Origin of the sequence: Ancylothrix sp. D3o (genome assembly GCF_025370775.1) — a bacterium.
Lineage (GTDB): Bacteria > Cyanobacteriota > Cyanobacteriia > Cyanobacteriales > Oscillatoriaceae > Ancylothrix.
Genome location: NZ_JAMXEX010000018.1, coordinates 49,004 through 73,796 on the forward strand (window position 1 = coordinate 49,004; position 24,793 = coordinate 73,796).

Annotated in this window: 27 protein-coding genes and 1 pseudogene; 15 read left to right on the forward strand and 13 right to left on the reverse strand. The window is 43.1% G+C overall.

Annotated elements, in window-relative coordinates:
• Positions 1 to 3 precede the first annotated feature (3 nt).
• Positions 4 to 918: a hypothetical protein gene (locus tag NG798_RS22200; RefSeq protein WP_261225894.1), complete on the reverse strand. Its 915-nt coding sequence runs from the start codon at positions 916 to 918 to the stop codon at positions 4 to 6.
• Positions 911 to 3,133, reverse strand: coding sequence for a hypothetical protein (locus tag NG798_RS22205; protein WP_261225895.1), 2,223 nt, complete (start codon positions 3,131 to 3,133; stop codon positions 911 to 913). The genes NG798_RS22200 and NG798_RS22205 overlap by 8 nt, the downstream gene beginning before the upstream one ends.
• Positions 3,134 to 3,332: 199 nt before the next feature.
• On the opposite strand from NG798_RS22205, the gene coaBC reads away from it, so the two are divergent.
• The 3 genes from coaBC to aspS all read left to right on the forward strand — a co-directional run bounded on the left by coaBC (position 3,333) and on the right by aspS (position 7,477).
• A complete protein-coding gene (coaBC, locus tag NG798_RS22210) occupies positions 3,333 to 4,574 on the forward strand; it encodes a bifunctional phosphopantothenoylcysteine decarboxylase/phosphopantothenate--cysteine ligase CoaBC (protein WP_261225896.1) in 1,242 nt (413 codons plus the stop codon).
• 136 nt (positions 4,575 to 4,710) lie between these two features.
• A complete protein-coding gene (locus NG798_RS22215; protein ID WP_261225897.1) occupies positions 4,711 to 5,547 on the forward strand; it encodes a pentapeptide repeat-containing protein in 837 nt (278 codons plus the stop codon).
• A gap of 142 nt (positions 5,548 to 5,689) precedes the next feature.
• On the forward strand, positions 5,690 to 7,477 hold the full coding sequence (aspS, locus tag NG798_RS22220) for an aspartate--tRNA ligase (RefSeq protein WP_261225898.1): 1,788 nt from the start codon (positions 5,690 to 5,692) through the stop codon (positions 7,475 to 7,477).
• A gap of 115 nt (positions 7,478 to 7,592) precedes the next feature.
• On the opposite strand, the gene NG798_RS22225 is transcribed toward aspS, so the two are convergent.
• The 3 genes and pseudogenes from NG798_RS22225 to NG798_RS28225 form a co-directional block, all read right to left on the reverse strand.
• Positions 7,593 to 7,805, reverse strand: coding sequence for a hypothetical protein (locus tag NG798_RS22225; RefSeq protein ID WP_261225899.1), 213 nt, complete (start codon positions 7,803 to 7,805; stop codon positions 7,593 to 7,595).
• A gap of 348 nt (positions 7,806 to 8,153) precedes the next feature.
• Positions 8,154 to 8,960 carry an Rpn family recombination-promoting nuclease/putative transposase gene (locus tag NG798_RS22230; protein ID WP_261225900.1) on the reverse strand — a complete coding sequence of 269 codons (807 nt, stop codon included), beginning with the start codon at positions 8,958 to 8,960 and terminating at the stop codon, positions 8,154 to 8,156.
• Positions 8,961 to 9,003: 43 nt separating this feature from the next.
• Positions 9,004 to 9,468, reverse strand: a pseudogene (locus NG798_RS28225) (M23 family metallopeptidase); the annotation flags it as partial.
• Between the two features lie 933 nt (positions 9,469 to 10,401).
• On the opposite strand from NG798_RS28225, the gene NG798_RS22240 reads away from it, so the two are divergent.
• A complete protein-coding gene (locus tag NG798_RS22240) occupies positions 10,402 to 11,157 on the forward strand; it encodes a phytochelatin synthase family protein (protein ID WP_261225902.1) in 756 nt (251 codons plus the stop codon).
• A 267-nt stretch (positions 11,158 to 11,424) separates the two neighbouring features.
• Here the strand turns inward: NG798_RS22240 and NG798_RS22245 are convergent, their stop codons facing one another.
• Together NG798_RS22245 and NG798_RS22250 are read right to left on the reverse strand one after the other, a co-directional pair.
• Positions 11,425 to 11,736, reverse strand: coding sequence for a WGxxGxxG family protein (locus tag NG798_RS22245; RefSeq protein ID WP_261225903.1), 312 nt, complete (start codon positions 11,734 to 11,736; stop codon positions 11,425 to 11,427).
• Between the two features lie 236 nt (positions 11,737 to 11,972).
• The gene (locus NG798_RS22250; protein WP_261225904.1) at positions 11,973 to 12,380 is read right to left on the reverse strand and encodes a DUF4168 domain-containing protein; all 408 of its coding nucleotides are present in this window, start codon (positions 12,378 to 12,380) and stop codon (positions 11,973 to 11,975) included.
• Positions 12,381 to 12,656: 276 nt separating this feature from the next.
• Here NG798_RS22250 and NG798_RS22255 point away from each other — a divergent pair, with 276 nt between their 5' ends.
• The 5 genes from NG798_RS22255 to NG798_RS22275 all read left to right on the forward strand — a co-directional run bounded on the left by NG798_RS22255 (position 12,657) and on the right by NG798_RS22275 (position 18,033).
• A complete protein-coding gene (locus NG798_RS22255) occupies positions 12,657 to 12,977 on the forward strand; it encodes a LuxR C-terminal-related transcriptional regulator (RefSeq protein WP_261225927.1) in 321 nt (106 codons plus the stop codon).
• A 12-nt stretch (positions 12,978 to 12,989) separates the two neighbouring features.
• The gene (locus NG798_RS22260) at positions 12,990 to 13,289 is read left to right on the forward strand and encodes a hypothetical protein (protein ID WP_261225905.1); all 300 of its coding nucleotides are present in this window, start codon (positions 12,990 to 12,992) and stop codon (positions 13,287 to 13,289) included.
• Between the two features lie 45 nt (positions 13,290 to 13,334).
• On the forward strand, positions 13,335 to 14,612 hold the full coding sequence (gene hisS / locus NG798_RS22265; protein WP_261225906.1) for a histidine--tRNA ligase: 1,278 nt from the start codon (positions 13,335 to 13,337) through the stop codon (positions 14,610 to 14,612).
• Between the two features lie 127 nt (positions 14,613 to 14,739).
• Positions 14,740 to 15,720: a leucine-rich repeat domain-containing protein gene (locus NG798_RS22270; RefSeq protein WP_261225907.1), complete on the forward strand. Its 981-nt coding sequence runs from the start codon at positions 14,740 to 14,742 to the stop codon at positions 15,718 to 15,720.
• Positions 15,721 to 16,044: 324 nt separating this feature from the next.
• The gene (locus NG798_RS22275; protein WP_261225908.1) at positions 16,045 to 18,033 is read left to right on the forward strand and encodes a hypothetical protein; all 1,989 of its coding nucleotides are present in this window, start codon (positions 16,045 to 16,047) and stop codon (positions 18,031 to 18,033) included.
• A gap of 89 nt (positions 18,034 to 18,122) precedes the next feature.
• On the opposite strand, the gene NG798_RS22280 is transcribed toward NG798_RS22275, so the two are convergent.
• From NG798_RS22280 to NG798_RS22305, 6 genes are all read right to left on the reverse strand, one after another.
• Complete coding sequence (locus tag NG798_RS22280) at positions 18,123 to 18,248, reverse strand: photosystem II reaction center protein J (protein ID WP_261225909.1); 126 nt, start codon at positions 18,246 to 18,248, stop codon at positions 18,123 to 18,125.
• 66 nt (positions 18,249 to 18,314) lie between these two features.
• Complete coding sequence (locus NG798_RS22285) at positions 18,315 to 18,437, reverse strand: photosystem II reaction center protein L (RefSeq protein WP_261225910.1); 123 nt, start codon at positions 18,435 to 18,437, stop codon at positions 18,315 to 18,317.
• Between the two features lie 9 nt (positions 18,438 to 18,446).
• A complete protein-coding gene (gene psbF / locus NG798_RS22290) occupies positions 18,447 to 18,581 on the reverse strand; it encodes a cytochrome b559 subunit beta (protein WP_261225911.1) in 135 nt (44 codons plus the stop codon).
• A gap of 20 nt (positions 18,582 to 18,601) precedes the next feature.
• Positions 18,602 to 18,850 carry a cytochrome b559 subunit alpha gene (gene psbE, locus NG798_RS22295; protein WP_261225912.1) on the reverse strand — a complete coding sequence of 83 codons (249 nt, stop codon included), beginning with the start codon at positions 18,848 to 18,850 and terminating at the stop codon, positions 18,602 to 18,604.
• Between the two features lie 168 nt (positions 18,851 to 19,018).
• Positions 19,019 to 20,026 (reverse strand): photosynthesis system II assembly factor Ycf48, encoded by a 1,008-nt coding sequence (locus NG798_RS22300; RefSeq protein ID WP_261225913.1) that lies wholly within the window; start codon positions 20,024 to 20,026, stop codon positions 19,019 to 19,021.
• Between the two features lie 56 nt (positions 20,027 to 20,082).
• Positions 20,083 to 20,418: a rubredoxin gene (locus NG798_RS22305; protein WP_261225914.1), complete on the reverse strand. Its 336-nt coding sequence runs from the start codon at positions 20,416 to 20,418 to the stop codon at positions 20,083 to 20,085.
• Between the two features lie 490 nt (positions 20,419 to 20,908).
• On the opposite strand from NG798_RS22305, the gene ndhC reads away from it, so the two are divergent.
• The 6 genes from ndhC to NG798_RS22335 all read left to right on the forward strand — a co-directional run bounded on the left by ndhC (position 20,909) and on the right by NG798_RS22335 (position 24,790).
• Entirely contained in the window at positions 20,909 to 21,271 is a 363-nt protein-coding gene (gene ndhC, locus NG798_RS22310) for a photosynthetic/respiratory NAD(P)H-quinone oxidoreductase subunit C (RefSeq protein WP_261225928.1), read from the forward strand.
• On the forward strand, positions 21,262 to 21,978 hold the full coding sequence (gene ndhK, locus NG798_RS22315; RefSeq protein WP_261225915.1) for a photosynthetic/respiratory NAD(P)H-quinone oxidoreductase subunit K: 717 nt from the start codon (positions 21,262 to 21,264) through the stop codon (positions 21,976 to 21,978). The genes ndhC and ndhK overlap by 10 nt, the downstream gene beginning before the upstream one ends.
• Positions 21,971 to 22,471 (forward strand): NAD(P)H-quinone oxidoreductase subunit J, encoded by a 501-nt coding sequence (locus tag NG798_RS22320; RefSeq protein WP_261225916.1) that lies wholly within the window; start codon positions 21,971 to 21,973, stop codon positions 22,469 to 22,471. The genes ndhK and NG798_RS22320 overlap by 8 nt, the downstream gene beginning before the upstream one ends.
• Positions 22,472 to 22,689: 218 nt before the next feature.
• Positions 22,690 to 23,307, forward strand: a complete 618-nt coding sequence (locus NG798_RS22325; protein WP_261225917.1) for a Uma2 family endonuclease — start codon at positions 22,690 to 22,692, stop codon at positions 23,305 to 23,307.
• A gap of 513 nt (positions 23,308 to 23,820) precedes the next feature.
• Positions 23,821 to 24,246 (forward strand): KTSC domain-containing protein, encoded by a 426-nt coding sequence (locus tag NG798_RS22330; protein WP_261225918.1) that lies wholly within the window; start codon positions 23,821 to 23,823, stop codon positions 24,244 to 24,246.
• 178 nt (positions 24,247 to 24,424) lie between these two features.
• Positions 24,425 to 24,790, forward strand: a complete 366-nt coding sequence (locus tag NG798_RS22335; protein ID WP_261225919.1) for a response regulator — start codon at positions 24,425 to 24,427, stop codon at positions 24,788 to 24,790.
• The last annotated feature ends 3 nt before the right edge of the window (positions 24,791 to 24,793 follow it).

Consider the following 24,793-nt stretch of genomic DNA (forward strand, 5'->3'; position numbering starts at 1 on the left):
ATTTCAGTCCTCTAAAGGGGATAAAATTAAAGTTTGACCGAGTTTATCAGCGGTGGTTTTTGCTATTTTTGGTGGAATATCCCGAAATACGTTAAACCCTTCTATATTTTCCGCTATATACCCCGAACAAAGCGTTAAAGCTCTTTCTAAAAGTCGGGGAAGTTTTGCCCCTAGGGGGATTTCAATTTTATGCTGCTTTTCATTGTACCTCATAACATTAATATTTTCTGTTTTCAGAATAGCATACCGCCCCCAATTTCGCTCAACTTTTGCTGACTTCCCAGTTTCCCACAGGTAATAAATTCTTTGCTCACTGTTTGGATGTTTATACTCCCTCAAACGCATTTTGCTATTGGGGTTAACTGAAGAGTAAAACTTGCAATCAGCGGGGTCAAATGTTCGGCTTTCCCAGTTTAATTCTAATTCTTCAGACCATTGAATAGTTGCTAAATATTCTTCAAGGCTACCAGAAAAATTTAACAACAACTGAGCCGAAGGAGTTTCGCTAAAATGAATCCCCAATAAGTTAGCAATTTGTTGTAATTCTCCCACAGTTTCGGTGTGAATACAGATACGATCCGGTGTCCCTATTGGCCCGCCTTGTTCAGTTTTTTTGCAGGTAATATGAGAACTCACATCACGACAAGTCTCCTCTAATTTTTGAAAAGTCTGGGGTGTTCGCGCCCCGGATAAAATGGCTTGAGGAGGGTCGAGATAAGGTAATCTTACTAACACTGGGGGAGCGACATAAACCCTTTTTTTTATGAAATCAAACTCACAATGACCCAAAGACTCCAAAGCGGTCACTACTTGCTTATCACAGTCGCCCTCATAAAGACATTTAAAGAATTTTTTAAACTCTTCCCAGGCGCTCTGCTTTTTGACGGAAAGAACGTAAAGCAATTCATCACTATCCATTGATATTTTCAGCCTTTTTTAGATATATTTTCCATAAATCTTTATTCGACTGCGGTAAGGTACGTTTTTTACATCCTAATAATGTCTCTTTCCATTCTTTCATTTTTTTTGTATTCTTTTTCGACGCGGATAAAATGGGTTCTACATTCCTCGAACCTCCGCAAAATATCGCTTTATCAAAATCAGGGCCGGTATAAATTGCCCAAATAGGAACCCAATCTTTCGGTTTTACCGGCCCTTTGGCAACTTGTCCAACTTCCCTACCCAAATATATAATTTTTTGTCCTTTTTGGGCCGGTAGTAAAGGTCTTTCCTTGAGTAAAGGCGCTTCATTATCATCCTCTATAATACCAGATGAATCCCCCTCCCCATTATATAGAGATAAATCAATAGTCTGGCAAAAATTATCGGCATTCTCCTCAATCCTAACCTCATTTTTTTTATCTTCAAAAACCCTATCCACATCCTGCACCAAAGCTCCCAGAACACGCGGAGAATTCCTATCTAAATTTTCGCTATAAATCCCAAAACGATTAGAATAATTTTCGGCTATTTCCTCTGGCCACTCAAAAGTATTTTCTAACCACAGAGAACACCTATCAATTACTTGCTCATTGCAGCGGGCTTCAATGAAAAGTTTTTCACCGGCGGGAACATTATCCGGCAGTACATACATTCCTTGAGAGCCAGTTAAACGCACTTCATTACAATACACCTCTATTGATTCATCTCCACCTTCTAAACGCACTTTTGGGCGTGCAAAATCAAAAAACTGATGCTCTCTGTTTATCTTAATTCCCTCATGCAAACATAGTTTGACATCAGGAGGAAATTGCAGGTAATCTTTAACAAGATCATTATTATAAGCCCCCTCAAAGGAAAACATAAACCATCCTTCAGGCAAACCTTTGCTAACTTTTATGGGTAGAAACCCCTGACAAGCATCAGATTTACCCCATTTCTCAATTAAGTGATAAAGTTGCTTTTGAACTATTAAATAAAACGGCTCACCTTTTTTAGGAAGTTTCTTGTTCTCAACGAAATACGGTAGCCCAAATTCTGAGCCATCTAAAAACACCCGTATCTCAGAAGCAGCTAACTTAAAACTCCACTGAGCATCCTCAGAAATTAAGCGGAAATCTTTTAACCAATCAAACCTCAAAGCCTCAAGAAATTTGCCTTGTGATTCAATGGGAAACGACCAGCATTTAATATCTCTTTCACAAAAAAACTCATCTGAATTTAAACGTAAAACTAACCCTTCTTTGGGCAATTCATGCTGAGTTTGGCAACGCACTGTCATTGTTACCCGTTCTGCCGGCCTGTCTAGTTGACAACACAATCTTAGACTACCATTAACCCTACTTTTTTCTGGGTTGAAAACTGAATAATCTTTAGGGGTATATTTGATAATTGTGCTTTTTTGGTGTGGCTTTTTAATCTCTTTTATTTTTTGCTTGTTAACGGTCGATAATTTCTGCCAATACGCGAATTCATCCTTAATTATATTGATGAGGGATTCGCGTAAGTCTTTATTTTTTCCTAATTTCAATAATTCAGAAGTCCGGCGGCGCAGCTTTTTAAAACGTTCGTTGTACTTAATTATTTTCTCAATTTCAAAATCACGCAACTTTAAATGTCTAAAAATATCGTGTAGACTTTTCCGTTCAGCCTCGCTTAACAGACATTGAAAAAAAGGGAAGTCGACGTAACTTTGGCGGCCATTCTTTGGTTGTTTAAATATTTTTAAAACACCCAATTTGCCTTTTTGGGTGTGGCCAGACCAATTTTCTAAATCTTCCCATAATTTCCCCATATCCTTAAATCGAACATATTGCTTATTTCGATCATCGCCTAACAATTGTGCTAAGTGTGGATAATAAGCATCTTTCCTTAATTCTTCCTCTTCATCGCTAGTCGCAGCCAACACAAATAACGCTAAATAAGCAATGTACAACGGATAACCCTGTTTTTGTCCTCTAAGGGGGTCTTTCCAATATTCCAGCGTCTTTAAAGCTTTATCGCATACGTCCTTACCTCCCACTCCAATGGGGCCGATTTTCACCGCCTCTATGAAGTCTTGCCACCCTACGTTTTCATCGGTTCCTAACTCATCTAGCAACTTTTTTGTTACATACAAATAAACAGGCTTATCCTTGTTTTCATGCTTGAAAAAATACTCAGCGATTTTCTTGTTCCAAGATTTGTAATCCATTAGCTTTTGTCTGATGCAGTACCCCTGTAGACTTTCCCAAGACAATCAGATCCTCTGATATTCTCACCACCCTTGTCATCCGTAAAAATACTGGATTTAAAATTATTGAATTTAGGCATTGACCATCATTTTATACGTCATAGAAAAAACAAGGCAGTTTTAAGTTATAATGTAATCTTTAAATTTTAAAGAAAGGAAAATGAAAAATTGGGATTTTACACCACCACCGGCTTCGGAGTTAGGCGACCATGATGTACCCCTGGATGGGTATTATTTGAAAGGTAAACGCATTGCGCTTTTAATTTGTGGTGGTATTGCTGCAATAAAAGCACCGATGATTGCTCGCGCTTTGCGGAAATATGGCGGGGATGTGGTGGCTTTTACATCGAAAGAAGCTTTGCGTTATACGACTGTTGATGCACTTGAGTGGAGTACGACAAATCGCGTTATTACAAAGCTTACTTCTGCGGCAGAACATCTCAGCGATAGTGCGCCGTTTGATGCTTATTTAGTTGCACCGGCTACCTATAATACCATCAATAAAATGGCGTTGGGAATTGCCGATGGTGTGATTACTTCGGCTTTGGGTTCGGCAATTGGTAGGATGGAAGAAGGGAAAACTAAAATTTTAGTTGTGCCAACAATGCACGGCAGTTTACACAATTCTATTTTGATTGAATCTTTAAAAAAATTAGACAAAATGGGGGTGAAAATTGTACCGCCAAGACAAGATTATGGTAAGGACAATATCCCTTCAGGAATTGAAATTGTCGCCGAAGTTTCCCGCGCTGTCAGTGATTCACCCTTAAAAGATGTAGCGGTTTTAGTAACTGGTGGGCCCACGCCGGTTAAAATTGACAATGTTCGAGTAATCACAAATAAATTCACCGGCCAATTAGGTATAGAGATCGCCTCCGAACTGTATTTTAAAGGCGCGGATGTTACATTAATTCACGGCTATAGTGGCTATCAAATTCCCAGTTATTTACCTCATAAAATTGCTAACACTTATGAGGAATATTTGGCGAGTGTAATGGAAGAATTAGCGCAAAAATCTTATCAATTTGGCATATTTACAGCAGCGGTAGCCGACTATAAACCTGAAACGGTATTGCCTGGTAAAACTCCCAGCGGTGGCGCTTTGAACCAAATTAACTTAATACCAACTTTAAAAGTAATTGAACAAGTGAGAGAAAAATTTCCAGATTTATTTATGATTACCTTTAAATACCAAGAAGGAATAAGCCATGAAGAATTGATGGCAATTGCCCAGACGAGATTACAGCGATATAATGCAGTGGTAGCTAATCGTGGCGAAGAAAAAGGGCCAAATGGAGAGCAGATTGCTTATTTGGTAACAGAACATAATGAAGTAATTAGCTGGATGGGGAAAAAAGAAATCGCTAGAGGCTTGGTTAGTTATATGGAGGGAATTTTCTAGGAGGTTTAGAAGTTTTTTAGCCCAGAAAAATCAGAGAATTTTTATAGAATTTAATTACAACAAAAAACTCATAATCCAACAATCAACCTATCTGCGTTTATCTGCGGTTAAAAATAAAAACCCCGGCATAAAAAAAATGAAAACCCATATAACCCACATCCTAATAATAGGAATACTAACAAGTTGTACCCCGGCACTGCAAACACCAACGCAAAAACTTATAAAAACAAAAGAATGCACCGGCTGCAACCTCCGAGAAGCTAAACTAGAATCAGCACAACTAGCCGGCGTTAACCTCAATAGCGCCGACTTAGCAAATGCAAATTTAGCCAATGCAAATTTGGCCGGGGTGCAATTAAAAAATGCTGACTTATTTAATGCCAATCTAGCAAATGCTAATCTCGAAGGCGCTGTTTTAACCAATGCTTTTTTAACCCAAACAAACCTCACCGGTGCCAATCTTAAACAAGCTAACCTCGAAGAAGCAAGTTTAAGGTCTGCTAATTTAGAAAATGCTAATCTCGCCGGCGCTCAGTTAGGATATGCTAACCTCAGCGGTTCTCAGTTAAATTCTGCTGACTTGAGTAATGCGGCTTTGAGTAATGCTATTTTAAATAATGCTAATCTGAGTAAAGCGAATCTCAAATCAGCAACCCTCAGTGACTCAATCTTGCGTCAAGCAGACTTCACCGGCGCCAACCTCGAAGGAGTGTTTCTGGAAAATGCTAACTTGATGAGAGCAAACTTTGAGGGTGCCAATCTCAGCACAACTAACCTCCGCTATGCCAACCTGGTAGAAGCAAACCTAAAAAGTGCTAATCTCCGGGGTGCCGATCTCAGCAACGCTAACCTCACCGGCGCTAATCTCGAACAAGCAGATTTAACCGACGCAACGCTTACCGGCACAATCTTACCACCGGAAGCACCCCCATCAGAAGAAAGCATCCCCACCGACAATATCGAGAACTTCTGAACTTAGGTGAAACAACTTCGCCTCTATGCTGGATAATGAGAAAGCTTAGGGCCGGTTATTCTGGACAAATTGTTTCAGAGCAAAAAATCTTAACCGCGCTCAGTGTCCCCCTTATTGAAGTATAAATTTTAAATTCCGACCTATGCGTACCCACTATTGCGGCCAACTCCGACAGCAACATCTTGGAGAAACAGTCACCCTTTACGGATGGGTAGACCGTCGCCGCGATCATGGGGGCGTGATATTCTTGGATCTGCGTGACCGCACCGGCATTGTGCAAATCGTCAGCGACCCTCAGCGCACCCCCGAATTTTATCATCTAGCCGAAAAACTCCGTAACGAGTACGTTGTTCAAATCACCGGTCGAGTCTCGCAGCGTCCCGAAGATTCTCTTAATCCGAAATTACCCACCGGCGAAATCGAAATTTACGCCGATCAAATAGAATTACTAAATACTGTCAGAAAACAGTTACCCTTCCAAGTTTCCACCGCCGAAACTGAACAAGTCCGCGAAGAATTACGCCTCAAATATCGCTATCTGGACTTGCGCCGTGAACGCATGATGAAAAACTTACAATTGCGTCACGAAGTTATTAAAGCTATTCGCAGATTTTTGGAAGATCAACAAGGTTTTATTGAAGTTGAAACGCCGGTTTTAACTCGTTCAACTCCCGAAGGTGCCCGCGATTATTTGGTTCCTTCTCGTGTTAATCCGGGTGAATGGTTTGCTTTACCGCAATCTCCTCAACTTTTTAAACAATTACTCATGGTGTCCGGTTTAGACCGATATTATCAAATTGCTCGCTGTTTCCGCGATGAAGATTTGCGAGCCGACCGGCAACCTGAATTTACTCAGCTAGATATGGAAATGAGTTTCATGTCGATGGAGGAAATTCTGCAATTAAATGAGGAATTGGTAGCACATATTTTTAAGTCTGTCAAGGGTGTAGAAATTCCGCGTCCGTTCCCGCGTTTGACTTATGCGGAAGCAATGGATCGCTATGGTAGTGATAAGCCTGATACCCGGTTTGGGTTAGAATTGGTGGATGTTTCTGATGTGGTAAAAGACATCGGTTTTAAGGTGTTTTCCGGTGCAGTTGCGGCGGGGGGAATTGTCAAAATTTTACCAATTCCTGAAGGCAATGCGGCAATTTCTAATGTGCGAATTAAACCAGGTGGAGACTTGTTTAATGAAGCTGCAAGTGCCGGTGCTAAGGGTTTAGCTTATATCCGTGTGCGCGATGATGGCGAAATTGATACGATTGGTGCAATTAAGGATAATTTAAGCGAAGAACAAAAGCAGGAAATTTTGAAGCGAACAGGGGCACAGGCCGGTCATTTGTTGCTGTTTGGTGCGGGGCCGGTGGATATGGTAAATAAGACGTTGGATCGTCTGCGGCAAGTAATTGGCCGGGAATTAAATTTAATTGATCCTGAGAAGATTAATTTGCTTTGGGTGACAGATTTTCCGATGTTTGAATGGAATGCTGATGAGAAGCGTTTGGAAGCGCTACATCATCCGTTTACGGCACCAAAACCAGAAGATATAGACGATTTGAAAACAGCCAAAGCACAGGCTTATGATTTGGTGTTGAATGGTTATGAAATTGGCGGCGGTTCTCGGCGGATTTATCAGCGGGAAGTGCAAGAAAGAGTGTTTGAAACCATTGGGTTATCAAGCGAGGAAGCTTATAACAAATTTGGCTTTTTGCTGGATGCGTTTGAGTATGGAACGCCGCCGCATGGTGGTATTGCTTATGGCGTAGACCGGCTGGTGATGTTGTTAGCTGGGGAAGAGTCGATACGGGATGTGATTGCTTTTCCGAAGACGCAACAAGCGCGTTGTTTGCTGACAAGTGCGCCGGCGGGAGTTGATGCAAAACAGCTTAAAGAGTTGCAGGTTGCTTCGACTTATAAACCAAAGGCGTAAGAGTTAGAAAGCCGGCAAAGTGTGAGAAACACGCCGGCTTTTTTGTTGAGATAATCACAAAGTTTTGGGTTTTGATGGGGGGTTAATTAAACATTGAATGAGGCAAAAATTTAGGTTAGTGGACTAAACATTGTTGCTTAGTTTGGGTGGCTTCTCTTTTGACGTGGCCGGCTGTCACGGCGTTTTGTAAAGTTACGAGTGCATCGAGATCGTCGATGTTACAGTGGACGTGGAAGAGATGTTTGATTTGCTGTTCGGTGTCGAGGCTGAGGTAGCCGGTTTTCATTACTTGGCGGACAAGTTTGCGAATCATGTTTACTCGTGTCATGGCTCAATCTTTTGAAACACCCTGTCCTGCTAGTATGGCTGTTGTCTGGGGTGTTGTGCGTGATGCTGGTGTGCTAAGGGTTGTGATTGTTTGGTTTTGAGGCCGGTGATGTTGATCACGTTTGGGCCGGTGTTTGGGTTTAGTTTGGGTATTTGATATTAAAGTTTTTTGTGATAAGTTGTACAAAAATTGATTTTTTCTCGTTGTAGGGTTAAATAAAAAACACCCAACTTCATTTTTAGAAGCCGGTTTTGTTTGATAGAAAAAGAAAAATCGCTTTTTAGTTTAGAGTCTGTTATTAAGCAATTTATATGTAGGCTGGGTTAATTAACCCAACCTATGAAACTATTACTCCGACTGCGATTGAGCCGCTTGTTGAACTTGCTCAATACTCAACTGTAATGCCTGTGCGACTTGTTCAGCACTCAATCCTAATGCCAGCAAGCGGGGGATAGCTTCGAGTTTAGCTCGGCGCTCTCCTTCCTCTAATCCTTCCTCTAAACCTTCAAGTTTGATATCCTGGTAAAGTCTGGTTTGCTTAAACTCATCTAACCCTAACATAGTTCGCAACTCCTCTCGACTCAAATTTGACAACTTATAGAGCAATATCGTCTCTATTAATTCTAGTAGCTTTTCGGACAAAGCCGCATCTTCTACTTCCTGACGCGAAGGAGCAATTAATTCTTTCCCTCGCTCAACAGCCGTTTCTTCCCTATCAACAATTAACCGGATAATCGCCAAACTTAACGAATTTTCTGCCTCTAATTCATCCAAATAAACCCGCTGCACTTGCAGACAACTGAGCAGCAATTCATAGGGAATGGTATCATCAGTTTCGATAGTGCGCGTCGGATAAATTACCACCGCTTGCCAGTAATTTACAGATTCATTTTGTTGCAGATACAAAAAAATCTCCGCAAAAAACCGCCGGTAAAAGCTTGCGTCTTTCTGAAACTGAACCTCGACAAAAAAAACCGGCATTTCTTGAGAATTAATGGCCGGTTCGTACACAGCATCAATGCGAAAAGCCTTTTGCTTGAGTTCAACAGAAGCAAAATTATAAGCCTCCGTATCAATTTCTGAAAAGCCTATCAACTCAAAAAACAATTCTGGAAACTGCTGGAAAATAAGATAAAAAATTGTGTCGGTTTTCACAAGAATTTTGTAAGTTGGGTTAATTAACCCAACCTACCACAACTTACCACCCCTGACTAATTCGCCGATTATTAATACTTTCTCTGGGCAAAAAAGCTATCGGATCAACAGCCCCACGTCCGGGGGAATGAATTTCAAAATGACTGTGAGGACCCGTACTAAAGCCGGTGCTACCCATTTCTGCAATTTGTTGACTTTGCTCAACTTGTTGCCCTTTGCGGACTAAAATTCGATTGTTATGAGCATAGCGAGTAATGCTTCCATCAGGATGCCGAATTTCAACTAAATTCCCATATCCACCTTTATTCCAACCGGCATAAGTCACCACCCCAGAAGCAGCCGCAAAAATAGGCGTACCAATGGGTGCAGCAATATCAATTCCTCGGTGCATTCTTCCCCAACGCATCCCATAACCAGATGTTAAAACTCCGCTTGCCGGCCAAATAAAACCCTTCGCCGGTGGCGCATCTGGTAAATAAATATCAGGCGAACCCAAAGGCGGTAATTCTCCAGCATTCTGCTGATACATTTCTATCTGATTTCTTAAAGCATCTAAACGAGCACTAACTTGACCGGCTTGATTTGTTGAATTTTCCTGAATAAGGGCCGGTTCCCCCGAAACCCTGGCAGGAGTTTCAGCAGAAACTTGATAAAATTGGCGCTGATTATTTGGGCTAAAATTTATTGATTTTGGCTCTCGATCATCATGGAACCAAGACTCACCGGCAGCTTCCATTTCCCCCTGCTCATCTAACAAATGAGACGGAGTAATAACCGGCACCCCCTCCCCCAAAGATATCACAGGCTCAGCTTTTAATAAATTTGTTTGTTGCGGGACTTCCTGCCTTTGACTGTTTAAATTTAAATTCTTAAACTCGCCGGCAAACACCGGCCCTGTCTCCCCTTCAACCCTCGGTAAATTAACAGCTTTAACAACTTTATTATCAATCAAAGCAACATCATTATTGATACTCGGTGGTGTTTCAGCAAAAGCCGTAGTAGAAAATGTTAATTGAAGCTGATCTTGAGCGACAAGAGCAACCAGCGTCCCCATCGCAATTTTTTGAAAATTCATCAACTTTGCCTCTTGTGTGTAAAAAAAGCCACAAAATTTGCTCCCCTCAAAAAGAAGGAGCGCTCAAAAAAATTCAAGTTTAGAAGTTAGCGGCTTTAAATTATTTCCGCATCCAAGATCACTCCTAAAGCAAACAAAATTCCCCACCTCCAACAATGAAGAGGGAAAAGGCGCTAATCTTTTTCAACGCTGCACTTGCTCGCTCCGGGTAATTTTATTTGAGATTTTAAATATTTAATTTTTGATAGCAAAAACCTTATGGATAAAGGAAAGCAGCCCCGCATTTGTAGCCAATATTGCGTGATAAAAATATAAAAGTCTGAGACGGTTCGCTATAATGCAAAACAACCAGCCACCTTTAAAACCATGAACCGCAGTATTAGTAAAATTTGTAACAAAAAACTCCTTTATAAACCGCTGCAAGCATTTATTTTAGGGTTGTGCATAGCCACCGGCACCTCTGTTATGGCTCAACTGCTGCCGGTCAAAGGCAACCTTATTAACCTCAATTCCCGCGAAGGCGAACAATTACTCCTAGAAAGCAAAGCCAGAACCGATTATTTACCCCTCAGCCTGCAATTTGTCACCCAAGATAACCTAGCATATTGCGGCGTTGCCAGTATCGTAATGGTATTAAATGCCTTAGAAATTCCCGCACCCGAATCACCCGAATACGGCAAATTTCGACTTTTTACTCAAGAAAACTTTTTTAATAACGAAAAAACCCGCCAAGTCGTCGAGCCGCAAGTCGTTGCGCGTAAAGGCATGACCCTCGACCAACTCAGTCAACTCATAGAAACTTATGCAGTTAAAGTGCAAGTTTATCACGCCGGCAACAGCAGTTTAGAAGAATTCCGTAAACTAGCCGTGCAGAATTTAGAACAACCAGGGAATTTTATTTTAGTCAATTATTTACGCAGCAGCCTAGGTCAAGAAACAGGCGGTCATATCTCCCCCATTGGCGCATACAATGAAAAAACAGACCGATTTTTAATCTTTGATGTATCCCGTTATAAATATCCCCCCATCTGGGTTAGCACCTCTGATCTATGGCAATCGATGAATACCCTAGACTCAGATTCCGGCAAAACGCGAGGATTTGTCTTAATAAACCCCCAGTAATCGCCTTTCACTTTGAGGAAATTTTTTGTTTTTTTTCCCAAAAAAATTATTTTCTTTTTTAAATAAATTGGCCGATTCATGCCCATTATAAAAGCCAATAACTCATAAATTGTTAAAAGAAAAATCCCCATTTATCTACATGAAAATGGGTGAGGAGAAGGGGTATTTATTTATATGAATGAAAGAAAAAAGGACTTACGCTTTGTGTGAAAAAATCTTGACACTACTGATACTCTGCGAGGTAAAATTGCGTAAGCCCCGCAAAATTTAGCGATAGTCAGAGCGGACTACATCGGGGTCGCGTTCAGTGGTGTAGCGGGTCGGTTCTTTGCGACGAGCCAAACCAGCCAAACCCAAAAGACCTAACAAGCCCAACCAACCCCAATCAAAATCATTATCGCGGGTTGTATCAGTGGTTCTGACATCATCGGTGCGGTAATTGGGAGACGTGGTAGTGGTGGTATCAGTCCCAGAAGGAGTGTTTGTTTGAGCAGAAGCGGGTAAAGTAGCGGGCAATACAGCTAAACTAGCTGCGACTACACTGGCGCCCAAAAGATTGCGGATTGAAGAACGTTTCATAATTTATTTTCCTCTCGTGTTTTTTCTAATTTATCGATTCTGGCTATTAAAGAAATCAACCTGCGGGTATAAACTGAGAGTTGATTGAACGTTAACTTCAGAAATAGAAAAGTTTTTTTGATCATCAAAACCTTTGCGTAGGCTGTTTGTGCGCTCTGGTGGTTCTTGCAAAGCTTTTTAATAGTAAAAATTTGAACCAAATTAATCTAAAAGTCACCATTCCATCAAAAATTTTCTCACTCTTGAGAGAGAGAATCAGCAAAATCAGCTTGAAGTTGAGCAGCCACTCGCTCACCAAATTCGGCATCTGTATTAGCCAAACTCAGCATTTGGAAATACTCCTGTTTCGTTAAACCATATTGCTCAATAATAACGAAAGCCATAGCTTGCACTGAGGCCACAGTTTCGGCTGCTATTTCTGGTTGGGGCCGGCCTTGCTCAACCGTTGTTTCTGCGGTTGACCATTGCGAAATCTGGCTTTCCACAAGCCCCAACACTTGTACATAAGCACGCACAAACTGACTGACTTTTTCCGAGGGAATGCTCGCAGCATCCAAACTTCGCTCCATCCCCCCTTGATCAGAACTACTAGGCAAAGGCACAGCCAAAGCCACCGGCGTCAAAATCGCGCTACATATAGCCATAACCAGCAAAAATAAGATCAATCTGCGTTCTGGGCACCGGCCACAACACCACCAGAACAGCCATAAGCAGGGCCAAACAAAATAACATGACATAAAATAAAGTGCGGAAAAAATCAAGCCTTCTGAAATCCAAACAATTGTGAGATAAAAAATGCCAACGACTGCCGATTGGCCTCAACTCTAATGTGGGAAAATTAACAATCGCTCCTAGAAATTTTTGCTTAGAGACAATCAAAAATACTAAGATATAGGTAAATCTACAGAGTTGGAATGACTATGGCTGGCGGCGAGTCTCAGACCCAAGATTCCCTTTCCCTGCGAGAGTTGCAAGTGGTTGAACTGGTAGCTGCTGGCTTGAGTAATCAACAGATTGCCGAGCAGCTAGAAATCAGTAAACGCACAGTGGATAACCATATTAGCAATATTCTCAACAAAACTAAGTCCCAAAACCGGGTGGCCCTCGTGCGCTGGGCTTTGCAGTCGGGTAAAGTTTGCATTAATGAGGTAAATTGCTGTATTCTGCCTCTGCCAACCAATAATGGTAACAGTGAGCCGGTACAACAGGATACACCTCAAGAGGATCACGAAGATCACTAGGAGAAATTCAGCATGGGAGAACAGCTAATCAAAACTCCACCCGAAACAAAGCTGCGCGATCAAATACGCTGGCACAAACTTCCCTTGGCAGTATATCGGGAAATCGCAGCCCACTTGCGTCAAGTCCAAGGCGTGGATACTGGCTTATTGCCGGTTCCCCCTGGAGAACCCTTTGAGAGCGATCAAAGTCAAGTCGGCGGTTTATGGGTAGAGTATCCCCAAACCATTGCCCCTAGTGAACGTAATTTAATGGATCGGATTTTGGCTTACTATAACAATCGCTATGGTTCATTTGAACGTTTAAGCGTTTAAATTTCCCCGCAACTTTTTAATTTTGTAAGAGTTTGTAAAAATTTAATGGGCGCAATTCAAGCATTACGAGGAACGCGGGATATCTTACCCGATGAAATAGCCTATTGGCAGCGCACAGAAGCCACTGCTAGAGATATTTTAGGCCGCTGCGGTTATCGGGAAATTCGCACGCCAATTTTTGAAGAAACAGCCTTGTTTGAACGCGGAATTGGCGAAGCAACTGATGTAGTCGGCAAGGAAATGTACACCTTTAAAGACCGGGGTGAGCGCTCTAATACCTTGCGTCCCGAAGGTACTGCCGGTGTGGTTCGTTCCTATATCGAAAATAAGCTGTTTGGACAAGGTGGCGTACAGCGTTTGTGGTACACCGGCCCCATGTTTCGCTACGAACGTCCCCAGGCCGGTCGTCAGCGTCAATTTCATCAAATTGGCGTTGAAGTATTAGGCAGTGCTGACCCCCGTGCTGATGTAGAAGTCATTGCCATTGCCACCAATTTACTCCAAACATTAGGCTTAAAAAACTTAAATCTTGCCTTAAATTCTGTCGGCAATCGCCACGATAGACAGCAATACCGCCAAGCCTTGATAGACTATTTAACACCGTTTAAAGACGAGTTAGATACGGATTCCCAAGACCGGCTCACTCGTAATCCTTTGCGAATTTTAGACAGCAAAGATAAACGCACCCAAGAAATTGCTATCAATGCACCCAGTATCTTAAATTATTTGGGAGAAGACTCACGCCGGCACTTTGATAAAGTTCAACAACTTTTAACAGATTTAGGCATTTCCTACGCCTTAAATCCCCGTTTAGTGAGAGGTTTAGATTACTATACCCACACCGCTTTTGAAATTCAATCCGATGATTTAGGCGCTCAGGCAACTGTTTGCGGTGGGGGCCGGTATGATGGTTTAGTGGCAGAATTAGGCGGCCCCGAAACACCGGCAGTCGGTTGGGCAATTGGTTTAGAACGCTTAACAATTTTGTTGCAACAAATTCAACAAACTCCCCAAGCTTCCATTGATTTCTATATCGTTTCTAAGGGCGAAAAAGCCGAAGATAATGCGTTAATTTTGGCACAAAACCTACGTCAAAATAGCTTTAGTGTCGAGTTAGATTTAAGCGGCAGTGCCTTTGGCAAACAATTTAAACGAGCAGACCGAAGTGGGGCGATAGCTTGTTTGGTTCTGGGAGATGAGGAAGCTGTTAATAAAACAGTTCAGTTGAAATGGCTAAAAACTGGAGAACAAAGCGCCATTTCTCAAGCAGAATTGTTAGCCAATGTGGAAGAATTAAAGAGCCGGTTGCAGGCTGCCAAATAGCTTTTTGAGAAGGGACAAGGGCACACTACCCTGTCTCTTCTTTGAAGCCACCTATGCAAATTATCTTCAATGCCTTAACAAAGTATTATATTAAGCCAGACATTAGATATTTTTTTGAGGTTTACCTATGACACCGGCAGAATTACTGCAACTTATTCAACAAGCTGCTAAAGATAAACGAACCCATCTTGACCTTTCCGATCAAAAATTGACCCAGCTACCACCAGAAATTGGCACTCTGACAAGATTACAAGAATTATCTATAACCGGCAATCCCTTAAGTGAAATCCCGCCAGAAATAGGCAATCTAGTAAATTCAAAAAAAATTGATTTCAGTTTCAATGAACTCACAACACTGCCATCAGAAATTGGTTTAATTAATTTAACAGAACTCCACCTCACCTATAATAGCCTAACAAGAATACCGGCGGAAATTGGCAACCTTAAAAACTTGACAAAACTTGACATTAGTGGTAATCAATTGGCAGAATTACCAGCAGAAATTGGCAACCTTGTTAATTTAAAGATATTAGATATCAGGGATAATCAACTGCAAGAATTGCCCACAGAAATTGGAAAACTAAGAAACCTAGAGAAGCTTTATCTATCGCGTAATCAACTCAAGGAACTGCCGGCATCTATTGGCAATCTTACTAATCTCAAAATTTTAGATGTGGGCAAAAACTATCTCACATCTATACCCTCCGAACTTGGTAATCTTGTTAATTTAAATAAGTTATTTATTTGGAACAATAAGCTAACATCTTTGCCGCCGACTATCGCCAATTTGGCAAATTTGATAGTCTTGGATATTCCTGGTAATGAATTTGTAAAACTACCCTCCGAAGTTGGCAGACTTATTAACCTGAGAGAGTTAAACTTGTCTAACAATAAATTAAAAGCTTTGCCCCTAGAGATTGCCAATCTCACCAATTTAACGCACTTATCTCTGGCAGGCAATGAATTGACGGCAGTGCCCCTAGAAATTAGCAAACTGACTAACCTTCAGGTGTTAATTTTGAGCGAAAATCAAGAAAAGCAGTTGCCGGTGGAAATTGTCAAAGAAGGAACCCAAGGAATTTTAGCTTATCTTCAAAAACGAGAATAAAGGCTAGGGGCGACACTTGTACAGTTTGGCAGTTCTAAAACACACTTTATAAAGTCGGGTTTTGGTCGTTGCCAAGCATAATCAAACCCCTAGAGAAAATAGCAAACTTTCTAAATTAATAATTGATAACTCGCTGAAATAATGGAGAAATAAGCGCAGCCAAAAGTTATATAAAATTAAAGATCCTCAAAATTACGAGAAGCTTGACAATTAAACATTCTGCCCAGAACAGAAACTTAGAAAAACTATGGCAAACTTGACAGATTGCGTTAAACTACACAATAGAAACTGGTTGCAACCGGCCCCCACTATCGCGCCGAAAATATGGAATCCTGGGAATTTTTAATCCAAAAACAAGGTGATCGAACCTGGCTGCCCCTAGAATCACCCGAAGTCGAAATTTTAGAAGGCCGGTATCGAGTTGTGGCCCGTTGTAACCGGCCAAACGAAAACATCGAAATAACGGTAAGCCACGAAACCACCGACGAAATACCCCCAAAACGTCGGTTACAAAAACGTAGCCGCACAACCAACGCAGAAGGCTTAATAGTGGTATTGCCTTACACTCGCCTCAAACCGGGGATCTGGGAACTACATTGCACCGACATCGATATCATATCCAACACCGCCGGCAACCACTGGACTCGCAGCGTGCTACTCGAAGTCTTACCCGTTGATGAAGAATCAATTCCCCTAACGCCCGATGGCGGACAGGTTGAGGCTGAGATGCCTAGTTTGGGCGACCTTGAGAAGCAAGGAAACATCGTAGAGAATATTAAGGCGGAGTCATCACTAGGGGAAGTTAAGCAAACGCCTCAACAAGAGGACGACAAAAGATTTATCAGCGCTACACCTAATCAGCAAGACACCCAAACGCCCCCTAGAAACGCCTCAGCCTCTTTGCAACCCAAAGAGCAAAAATTGCAACTTAGCCTTGATCGCACAACGTATATGAGCGGTCAAGGACAGTCGGTCATAGTAAGCGGCAAAATCTTAGCGGAAACAGACGAACCCCTTAGCGGATGTCAACTACAAATCGAACTCAGAGATCCGCAAACAAGCCGCATCCTTGCCGAAGTCCGTCTCGATATTCGTGAAACAGTAGCCCCCATCCCCTTTTCCTGTGCGCTGAATGTTCCACCAGATTCCCAGACTAGGCTAATTTTAGGAGAAGTAAAGCTCTATTCCGACACCGCTACCGCTACACCCACCGACAGCAAACCCTTCACCATCACCGCCGATCTCGGAGACTTATTCGATGAGATCGTAGAACAACTAAACGATCAAGAATTTGTTGATCTTTCTTCAGAACCCTTTGAAAAAAAATTAGGAGAAGTCCTAGACCAATCGTATCAAGAACTGCTAGAAACCATCGACCGAAACCAGCCGGTAAAATTTGAACCGGCTTCTAACACCGTCTTACCTCCCCTGCTGCATAAACCCAACCCCACAAAAGCGACCACAAAACCCCTCGATCTGCCTTCCCTGCCTGCTCCGGGGTCATCTCCTCAGCCTCGTAAAACTCCGCCCTCATCTCCACCCCAACCAGCCGAAGAATCCCCATCCCAGGGGCCGGTCGAACAGGAACAAGAAGAAACCAGCCAAGAAATCGCCCCAACATCCGAAACCTTCACCCCAGAACCGGCCAACGCCGAAACCGAAACACCCGTTCTATCACCTGTAGATGAAGCCTTCCAATCGCTCAATCTGCCGGATCGGTTTTGGTCACGCTTAAACGCCCTCGCCACCGACGAAGAACTAACAGAACTGCTCAAAGCCGACTTACCGGCACCGGCGCCACAACAACCAAACTCCGAAACCGAAATCCCCAGCCGGCCAAAAACCGCCCAAGAATGGGACTATCAAGAATTCGTCATCGAAGACGAGCCAACAGCCCCAGCCCCTAAGAAGCCCCAACCGGCAGAAAAGGAAGAAGAACCAGTCTTTACCTTAGCCAAAGACGAAGAAGTGCCGGTGCCGGTTTTAGAACTGCCGAAAGATCCTTTAATAGCCGGTCGTACCGTCAAGGTTAAAATCCGGCTTCCAGACATCCAACCTCGAATTTACGTCAAAGTTTGGCTCCAAGACCGCTCAGCCAGACTTATCCTTGACGGCCCTTACTGGGTAACAGACTTCACCCCCAGTATATGGGGAGGGAAAGAGGGAACTGTCCAACTGATCATCCCGTACGGCAGCTTTGAAATACAATTTGAAGCAATATCAATGGAAATGCACACCCAAAGGGAAAGCTACAAAATCTCAATTTCCCGCGAAGTCACCCCGCCCTCACCACCATCATTACCCCTAGAGTAATTTTTTGTGACACAGAGGGCATCAATCTCTGGATAAAAAAAACCGCCTTACTTTTAAGCAGGCGGTTTTTGAATGATATTCGGGCTTTTCTACAGAGAAGAACCCAAACCAGCGTAGGCACCGTAAAAGAAAATACCTACCAAAGTGATCACACCAAGGCCGGCAACAGTTGCAACCACCCACAAAGGAATTCTGCCAGATTGAAAAGAGTTCACTATTCTTACCTCTTGTTTGAAAAATTCACAAAACCCGATAAACGGGTTTAAAAGCTTAACTTCCTGTTAGTTAAAGAAATAACTAGAAAACAGGATACCCAAAGTAAAAACCATCAAAAGACCCAGATAAAGAGAGGTGCGGTTTAACTCAACCGGCTGATTATTTGGGTTAGGACTACGAGTTGGCATCTGTTTCTCCTATCGTTGGATAAATTGCATGGCGGCAATAGCGCCTAAAAAGAAAATTGTCGGAACACCCAGAGTGTGAACTGCCAACCAGCGGACAGTAAAAATAGGATAAGAAATGGGTTCGTTGGCTCTATTGCTTGTCATGGTCTTATTCTCCTAAGACGCTATTTAATAAATTGCTCAATTTGTTGTTTTGACTCAAAGCGGTCTTGAACAATGGGTAATTCTTGACGGGTTTGAGTGAAATATTCATCAGGACGCGGTGTGCCAAAGGCATCGTAAGCTAAACCTGTGCTTACAAAGAGCCAGCCAGCGATAAACAGCATCGGAATAGTGATGCTGTGAATAACCCAGTAACGGATACTGGTAATAATATCGGAAAAAGGACGCTCACCTGTAGATCCGCCAGCCATGTAGTTTCCTCCCAAAGACGACAGCGAAAAACTTAATCTATATGATACGAAACTTCAACGTTTCTAACAAGCGTCAACTACTTATTTTTTGAACTTTTTTGCTTTTTTGGTGGTTGAACGCGAGCCAAAGTGGAAGCCGGTTTTTATACCGGCCTCTGTTTTTTGAGGTTATGCAGCAGCAGAGCTTTGTTGATATTTCAACAAAATACCTTGTTGACCAATGATAAAGCCAGAGTCGGGCGAAACAAAGACAATTCTGTAAAAGTTTGAAGGGACTTCTTCAACTTCACGGTCTTTTTGCCATGTTTTGCCACCATCCAAACTGCACAGTAGTTGACCGCTACCACCGGCCAGCCAAACTTCCGAAGGAGTGCGGTAGGCGATATCGAGTAATCCCCAACTGGTAGAAAGTTCTGGAAAAACGGCTTTTTCCCATTCTTCGGGGTTTTCGGGGTTTGTAAATTGCAATTGACCGCCTCTGGCCAGCATCCACAGGTTGCCATCGGGGGTAAAGCCCATGTTTTGGACACGGCGAGAGCTATTGCGGTTGTGGGGTGTCCAGGCATTTTGGCCGGGTTCCCATACAGAATAAAAGTTGCCTTTGGCGGAGACGGCGACATATTTCCCATCAGCCGAGCGCTGGATATTGCGGACGACCCCAACGGCTTCTTGTACCATTGCTTTCCAGTTTTGGCCGCCATCAGAAGTTTTGTAAATGGCTCCGACATCGGTTGTCATTTCGGCACTGTTGGGGCCGAGGGCTAAGATTGTCAGGGGTGAGCCGGGTAGTTTGCTGCTGAGGGGGATGCGTTCCCAGGTTTTGCCTTCGTCGTTGCTGTGTAGCAAGATCGAAGGTTCGCCAATAATCCAGCCTTCTTTACCAGAAAAGCTTACAGATGTCAAGCGGGCTTTTGTATCTTCTTGAAGGTCGATGGGTTTTTGTTCCCAGGTTTGGCCGCCATCGGTGGTTTCGAGGATGGTGGCTTCACTGCCAACGATCCAACCGTGTTTGGGGTTGCCGGTGAAGGCGATGTCTTGGAGGTTGGCGGTGGTTGGCAGTTGGATGACTTGCCAGGGGTTGATCAGGGTGGTGGGGACTTTGCTACAGCCAACACACAAAACAACGGCCACGATTAAGGGCAGAATTCGTTTAAATAAAGTCTGGATTGAGTACATTGCTAGTAATATTTATCGGTTGGTTTTGGGTTTGTGGTACACGCGGTGATACCGACTTACTGTAAGCCGTAGAGGCTGAGAAAGAATATCACGGCTACTCCCAAGGCTCCAAAGATGAGGATGTTTTTTTGGCTTGGGGTGAGGGTGTTGACTCCTAAACCAAAACCTAAGTTTTCTTTAAATCCAGAGGCGGTGCCGGCGGGGCCAACGTTTGTAAAGGCTGTGGTTTTGGCTCCACATACGGGACAGCGCCAGGTTATGGGGAGTTCTTTAAAGGGGGTGTTGGCGGCGATGTCTCTTTTGGAGTCGCCTTTGAGGGGTTCGTAAACGTACCCGCAGGAGCGACATTCGTATTGATCGAGGTTGTTGGTATCGAGGGTTTCGGGACTCATGGCTCGGTAACGATAGGGTTTGGCGAGACAACTGGCCGGTGGACAAACTCAAGTTTTGGTTTGTCTTTCGGGTAGGAGCTTGGCCCTACTAATCCGGGCGCTACAGCAAGGGTCAATTGCTATGATATTAAAATCTGATGCTTTTTTGTTAACGTTTGTCAAGAATTTTGCTTTAAATTTTAATTTTTGTTTTTGGGGAAGGCTGGGTTAGGTTGCTTTATTGTGTGGGGTTTTGCTCTGTTGGCTTCCATAGAAATAATATTAAGCGTTCATAAGTATTTCTTTAAGAAAGTTCTTGTTGTGATTGGTTGAGAGGGTTGGAAAGCTTGAGGTTTGGTCAAGTTTGGTCTGGGGTGGGTTTGGGCTTGATGTTGGCTATGGGACTGGTTTGGCCTAGGGTGATGGTTTTGGCCTTGAAAATCTTAGGCATATATAATGTAATGTGAAGAATCGAAACAAACGTAACTTTACCCTTGGGTCTTTATTTATTGTGTTTGTCCTCAGCGGTTATGAGTATTTCCTGGGCTTTCTAATTATCAGCAGTCTGGTGCCGGTTCTGGCGCTGGGTGCCTCGAAGTTGCTAGGGCCCAAAGGTACGAGTGTGCAACGGCTCACTACTTACGAGTCGGGGATGGAGCCTATCGGTGGGGCTTGGATTCAGTTCAACATCCGCTACTATATGTTTGCTTTGGTTTTTGTGGTGTTTGATGTTGAGACTGTTTTCTTGTATCCCTGGGCTGTGGCTTTCCACCGGCTCGGTCTGTTGGCTTTTATTGAAGCCTTGATCTTTATCGGAATTCTGGTGATTGCTCTGGTTTATGCTTGGCGCAAAGGAGCCTTGGAATGGTCTTAAATACTCCGAATGGAAAAGGGCTGCTTAATCCGGTTGAACGGCCCCAGGTGACAAGCGAACTGTCGGAAAATGTGATTCTGACTTCGGTTGATGATTTGTATAACTGGGCTCGGCTTTCGAGTTTGTGGCCTTTGATGTATGGGACTGCTTGCTGTTTTATTGAGCTTGCGGCGATGATTGGTAGCCGGTTTGATTTTGACCGGTTTGGTTTGGTGCCTCGTTCTTCGCCTCGTCAGGCGGATCTGATTATTACGGCGGGCACGATTACCATGAAGTATGCCCCGGCGCTGGTGCGGTTGTATGAGCAAATGCCTGAGCCTAAGTATGTGATTGCTATGGGTGCTTGTACGATTACCGGCGGGATGTTTAGTGCAGATTCTCCGACGGCGGTGCGGGGGGTGGATAAGTTGATTCCTGTGGATTTGTATATTCCAGGTTGTCCGCCGCGTCCAGAGGCGATTATGGATGCAATCATTAAGTTGCGTAAAAAGGTTTCTAATGAATCGATTCAGGAACGGGGGAATTTACAGCAAACTCACCGTTTCTATACTCGTAAGCATGGGATGAAGCCGGTTCCTGATATTTTGACGGGCGCTTATTTGGCTTCTCCAACTCGTCAAACTCCTCCGAAGGAGTTGACGGAGGCGATAGGGATGCCGGTGCCTCCTGCTCTGTTGACGGCGAAGAAGGAGGAAGCTCGTGGCTGATAATACGCAGATTGTAGAGGCCGGTAAGGTTTCTCAGTGGCTGACAGAGAATGGTTTTGAGCATGAGGCTCTGCCGGCGGATCATTTGGGTGTGGAGATTATTAAGGTTGACCGGGAGTTTTTGCTTCCGTTGGCTACTGCTCTCTATGCTTATGGGTTTAATACTTTGTCTTGTCAGGGCGGTTATGATGTTGGCCCTGGTGATCAGTTGGTGAGTTTTTATCACTTGATTAAGGTGAGTGATAATGTGACTCAGCCAGAGGAAGTACGGGTGAAGGTGTTTTTGCCGCGTGATGATGCGCGGGTGCCTTCGGTGTACTGGATTTGGAAGTCGGCGGACTGGCAGGAGCGTGAGTCTTACGATATGTATGGGATTGTCTATGAGGGGCATCCTAATTTGAAGCGGATTTTGATGCCTGAAGATTGGGTGGGCTGGCCTTTGCGTAAGGATTATGTTTCGCCTGAGTTTTTTGAGTTACAGGATGCTTATTAAGGGTGTTTTGTAATTGGATTTTTTGGGGCCGGCATTTTCTTGTTTAAGGGGGTGCCGGTTTTTTTTATGGGGGTGTTGGTGTGATTGAAATGTCTATGAAAGCCGGACAAAATAAGAAAATAAAAGGTGCCGGTGGAGACTAAAAAAGGGATAGTTGATAAATGCTATAATAGGTAAAAAATCCTACTCAGAAAGGTTAAATGAAAAGGGGAAAGACTATGACTCAAGCTTTGACGAAAAAAGTAACGTTTGATGAATTTATTGCCTGGTATCCCGAAAAGTCAGAAAATCGCTATGAGTTACATAATGGGGTGATTGTTGAGATGCCTAAACCAAGAGGAAAACATTCGGAAATTGCTGGATTTATCACTTTAGAAATAGGGATTCACTGCCGACTTAAAGAGTTGCCTTATTTTATTCCTAAAGAGTTGATACTCAAGCCTTTTCGGGATGAGTCTGGGTATGAGCCGGATGTGATTGTTTTGGATAAGCAAAAAGTTGAAAAAGAGCCGCTTTGGGCAACTTCATCTGTTATTAGCATGGGGTCATCTGTGCGTTTAATTGTGGAGATAGCAAGTACAAATTGGCGGGATGATTATGCTTTGAAGGCGGCGGATTATGAGGAAATGGCTATTGCAGAATATTGGATTATTGATTATTTGGGTTTGGGTGGAAGACGATTTATTGGAAGTGAGAAGTTACCGACTTTATCGGTTTATCAGCTTGTTGATGGGGAGTATGAGGTGAGTCAGTTTCGGGGCAGTGAGACGGTTATCTCCGGGGTATTTCCTGAGTTGAATTTAACGGCAGAACAGATTTTTGGTGCAAGTTTGTAGCGGGCTGAGAAAAAAAATAAGCCGAAATATGACTGTTTAATTTCTGTCAATATCTTTGCGATGTTTGCAAAGAAAGAAGTTTTAAAGTATTAGTCAAATAAAAATTTATTGCTTTTGTTCTCGCCAAATACTCCTACTTTCAGGCAGACCGGCGGAATCTGGGCTATAACCGGCTGGAGTGATGTATTTAGCAGTGCTAGAGTCTGCGCGTTTGATGAAAGTCTCAGCCCGTAATGACTCAAATCAACCGGCAAAGCGCATAAACAGACTCGACACGCCCAACAATTCTTTTGTGCCAAAGTTCCGCAGTTTGAAACCCGCATTGAAAGCTTGTACCTCCCCCCGATCTCAAAAATTCCTGCCTCTATTGACTAAAAAATCAACTTAGGTTATAATTAGACAGAGGGCCAAAAACAGCAAGTCGCCGTTAAAGAAGGCATTTTTGTGAGATCGGCAACCTTGGCTGGGGCCACTTTAATCAAAGCATAAGCACCCAACCCATCCCAAAAACCTATGAAACTATCAAAAATAGACCTAAGCAGCATCATAGCAGCAGGCCACAAAAACGGCCAACTCAACTTATTAATAGACCGAGGCGAAGACATCGAACTAATAGAAATCCCCGCCCCAGTCGCCGCCTATAACGGACTGCAACAAGTCGCCGACATTGCCAACAGAGAAAGTAATCTCACAACACAAATTCCCGCTTCACAACCCATAGCCATGCTGCCGGTTAACTCAACAATGGCCGCCGCCATAGGATACGATCCAGAGCAACAAATATTACAAGTAGAATTTGCCACCGGCAAAATTTATCAATACAGCGACGTCGAAGAAGAAACCTGGGACAATCTCTGCGAAGCCGATTCAATTGGACGCTTTTACAACTATCAAATCAAAGGACACTATAACAGCCGGTGTCTTGATGACAGCCCTTAAAAATTTAACATTTACAAACAACTCAGCCCCCATTAAAACGCAACAAGCCCCTGCTATAATCAACAGGGGCTTGTCTTTATTCCATACATATAACATACATGAGATATAATCAGTACCAGCAGTACCCATCAGAGTCGCGCTCGACAAAAGCACATTCAACACCAACCTGTAAAGTTATATGAAGCAAATATTAGTAGTAGACGATTCAGCAACAATAAGGAGAATGGTAATGGCATCCTTAAGGCAAATTAGCGACGTCAACTTTAAAGAAGCCAGCAACGGATTAGAAGCAATAGAACAGCTTGTAATCGACCCCGTAGATTTAATGATTTTAGACTTAAATATGCCCGATATGCACGGATTAGAAGTCTTAAAATTTCTTAGAGAACATCAATTGTTTAAAAAAATACCCGTCATCGTATTAACAACAAAAAGCGACGCTACCAGCCGAGAAGAAGCCCTAGAAGCCGGAGCCTCGCAGTATGTCACCAAACCCTTCGAGCCCCAAAGCTTCGCCCAACAAGCAAAAGAACTCTTAAACTAAAAC

What these genes read in the sequence shown, in the direction of transcription:
- ndhK (WP_261225915.1), top strand. Translation starts at nt 21,262, where the DNA reads ATGGTCTTAAATACTCCGAATGGAAAAGGGCTGCTTAATCCGGTTGAA.
- NG798_RS22305 (WP_261225914.1), bottom strand. Translation starts at nt 20,418, where the DNA reads ATGAGTCCCGAAACCCTCGATACCAACAACCTCGATCAATACGAATGT.
- hisS (WP_261225906.1), top strand. Translation starts at nt 13,335, where the DNA reads ATGGGCGCAATTCAAGCATTACGAGGAACGCGGGATATCTTACCCGAT.
- NG798_RS22205 (WP_261225895.1), bottom strand. Translation starts at nt 3,133, where the DNA reads ATGGATTACAAATCTTGGAACAAGAAAATCGCTGAGTATTTTTTCAAG.
- NG798_RS22200 (WP_261225894.1), bottom strand. Translation starts at nt 918, where the DNA reads ATGGATAGTGATGAATTGCTTTACGTTCTTTCCGTCAAAAAGCAGAGC.
- NG798_RS22255 (WP_261225927.1), top strand. Translation starts at nt 12,657, where the DNA reads ATGGCTGGCGGCGAGTCTCAGACCCAAGATTCCCTTTCCCTGCGAGAG.
- NG798_RS22325 (WP_261225917.1), top strand. Translation starts at nt 22,690, where the DNA reads ATGACTCAAGCTTTGACGAAAAAAGTAACGTTTGATGAATTTATTGCC.
- NG798_RS22245 (WP_261225903.1), bottom strand. Translation starts at nt 11,736, where the DNA reads ATGAAACGTTCTTCAATCCGCAATCTTTTGGGCGCCAGTGTAGTCGCA.
- NG798_RS22285 (WP_261225910.1), bottom strand. Translation starts at nt 18,437, where the DNA reads ATGCCAACTCGTAGTCCTAACCCAAATAATCAGCCGGTTGAGTTAAAC.
- NG798_RS22300 (WP_261225913.1), bottom strand. Translation starts at nt 20,026, where the DNA reads ATGTACTCAATCCAGACTTTATTTAAACGAATTCTGCCCTTAATCGTG.
- NG798_RS22250 (WP_261225904.1), bottom strand. Translation starts at nt 12,380, where the DNA reads ATGGCTATATGTAGCGCGATTTTGACGCCGGTGGCTTTGGCTGTGCCT.
- aspS (WP_261225898.1), top strand. Translation starts at nt 5,690, where the DNA reads ATGCGTACCCACTATTGCGGCCAACTCCGACAGCAACATCTTGGAGAA.
- NG798_RS22240 (WP_261225902.1), top strand. Translation starts at nt 10,402, where the DNA reads ATGAACCGCAGTATTAGTAAAATTTGTAACAAAAAACTCCTTTATAAA.
- psbF (WP_261225911.1), bottom strand. Translation starts at nt 18,581, where the DNA reads ATGACAAGCAATAGAGCCAACGAACCCATTTCTTATCCTATTTTTACT.
- psbE (WP_261225912.1), bottom strand. Translation starts at nt 18,850, where the DNA reads ATGGCTGGCGGATCTACAGGTGAGCGTCCTTTTTCCGATATTATTACC.
- NG798_RS22270 (WP_261225907.1), top strand. Translation starts at nt 14,740, where the DNA reads ATGACACCGGCAGAATTACTGCAACTTATTCAACAAGCTGCTAAAGAT.
- NG798_RS22215 (WP_261225897.1), top strand. Translation starts at nt 4,711, where the DNA reads ATGAAAACCCATATAACCCACATCCTAATAATAGGAATACTAACAAGT.
- coaBC (WP_261225896.1), top strand. Translation starts at nt 3,333, where the DNA reads ATGAAAAATTGGGATTTTACACCACCACCGGCTTCGGAGTTAGGCGAC.
- NG798_RS22335 (WP_261225919.1), top strand. Translation starts at nt 24,425, where the DNA reads ATGAAGCAAATATTAGTAGTAGACGATTCAGCAACAATAAGGAGAATG.
- NG798_RS22225 (WP_261225899.1), bottom strand. Translation starts at nt 7,805, where the DNA reads ATGACACGAGTAAACATGATTCGCAAACTTGTCCGCCAAGTAATGAAA.
- NG798_RS22260 (WP_261225905.1), top strand. Translation starts at nt 12,990, where the DNA reads ATGGGAGAACAGCTAATCAAAACTCCACCCGAAACAAAGCTGCGCGAT.
- NG798_RS22330 (WP_261225918.1), top strand. Translation starts at nt 23,821, where the DNA reads ATGAAACTATCAAAAATAGACCTAAGCAGCATCATAGCAGCAGGCCAC.
- NG798_RS22275 (WP_261225908.1), top strand. Translation starts at nt 16,045, where the DNA reads ATGGAATCCTGGGAATTTTTAATCCAAAAACAAGGTGATCGAACCTGG.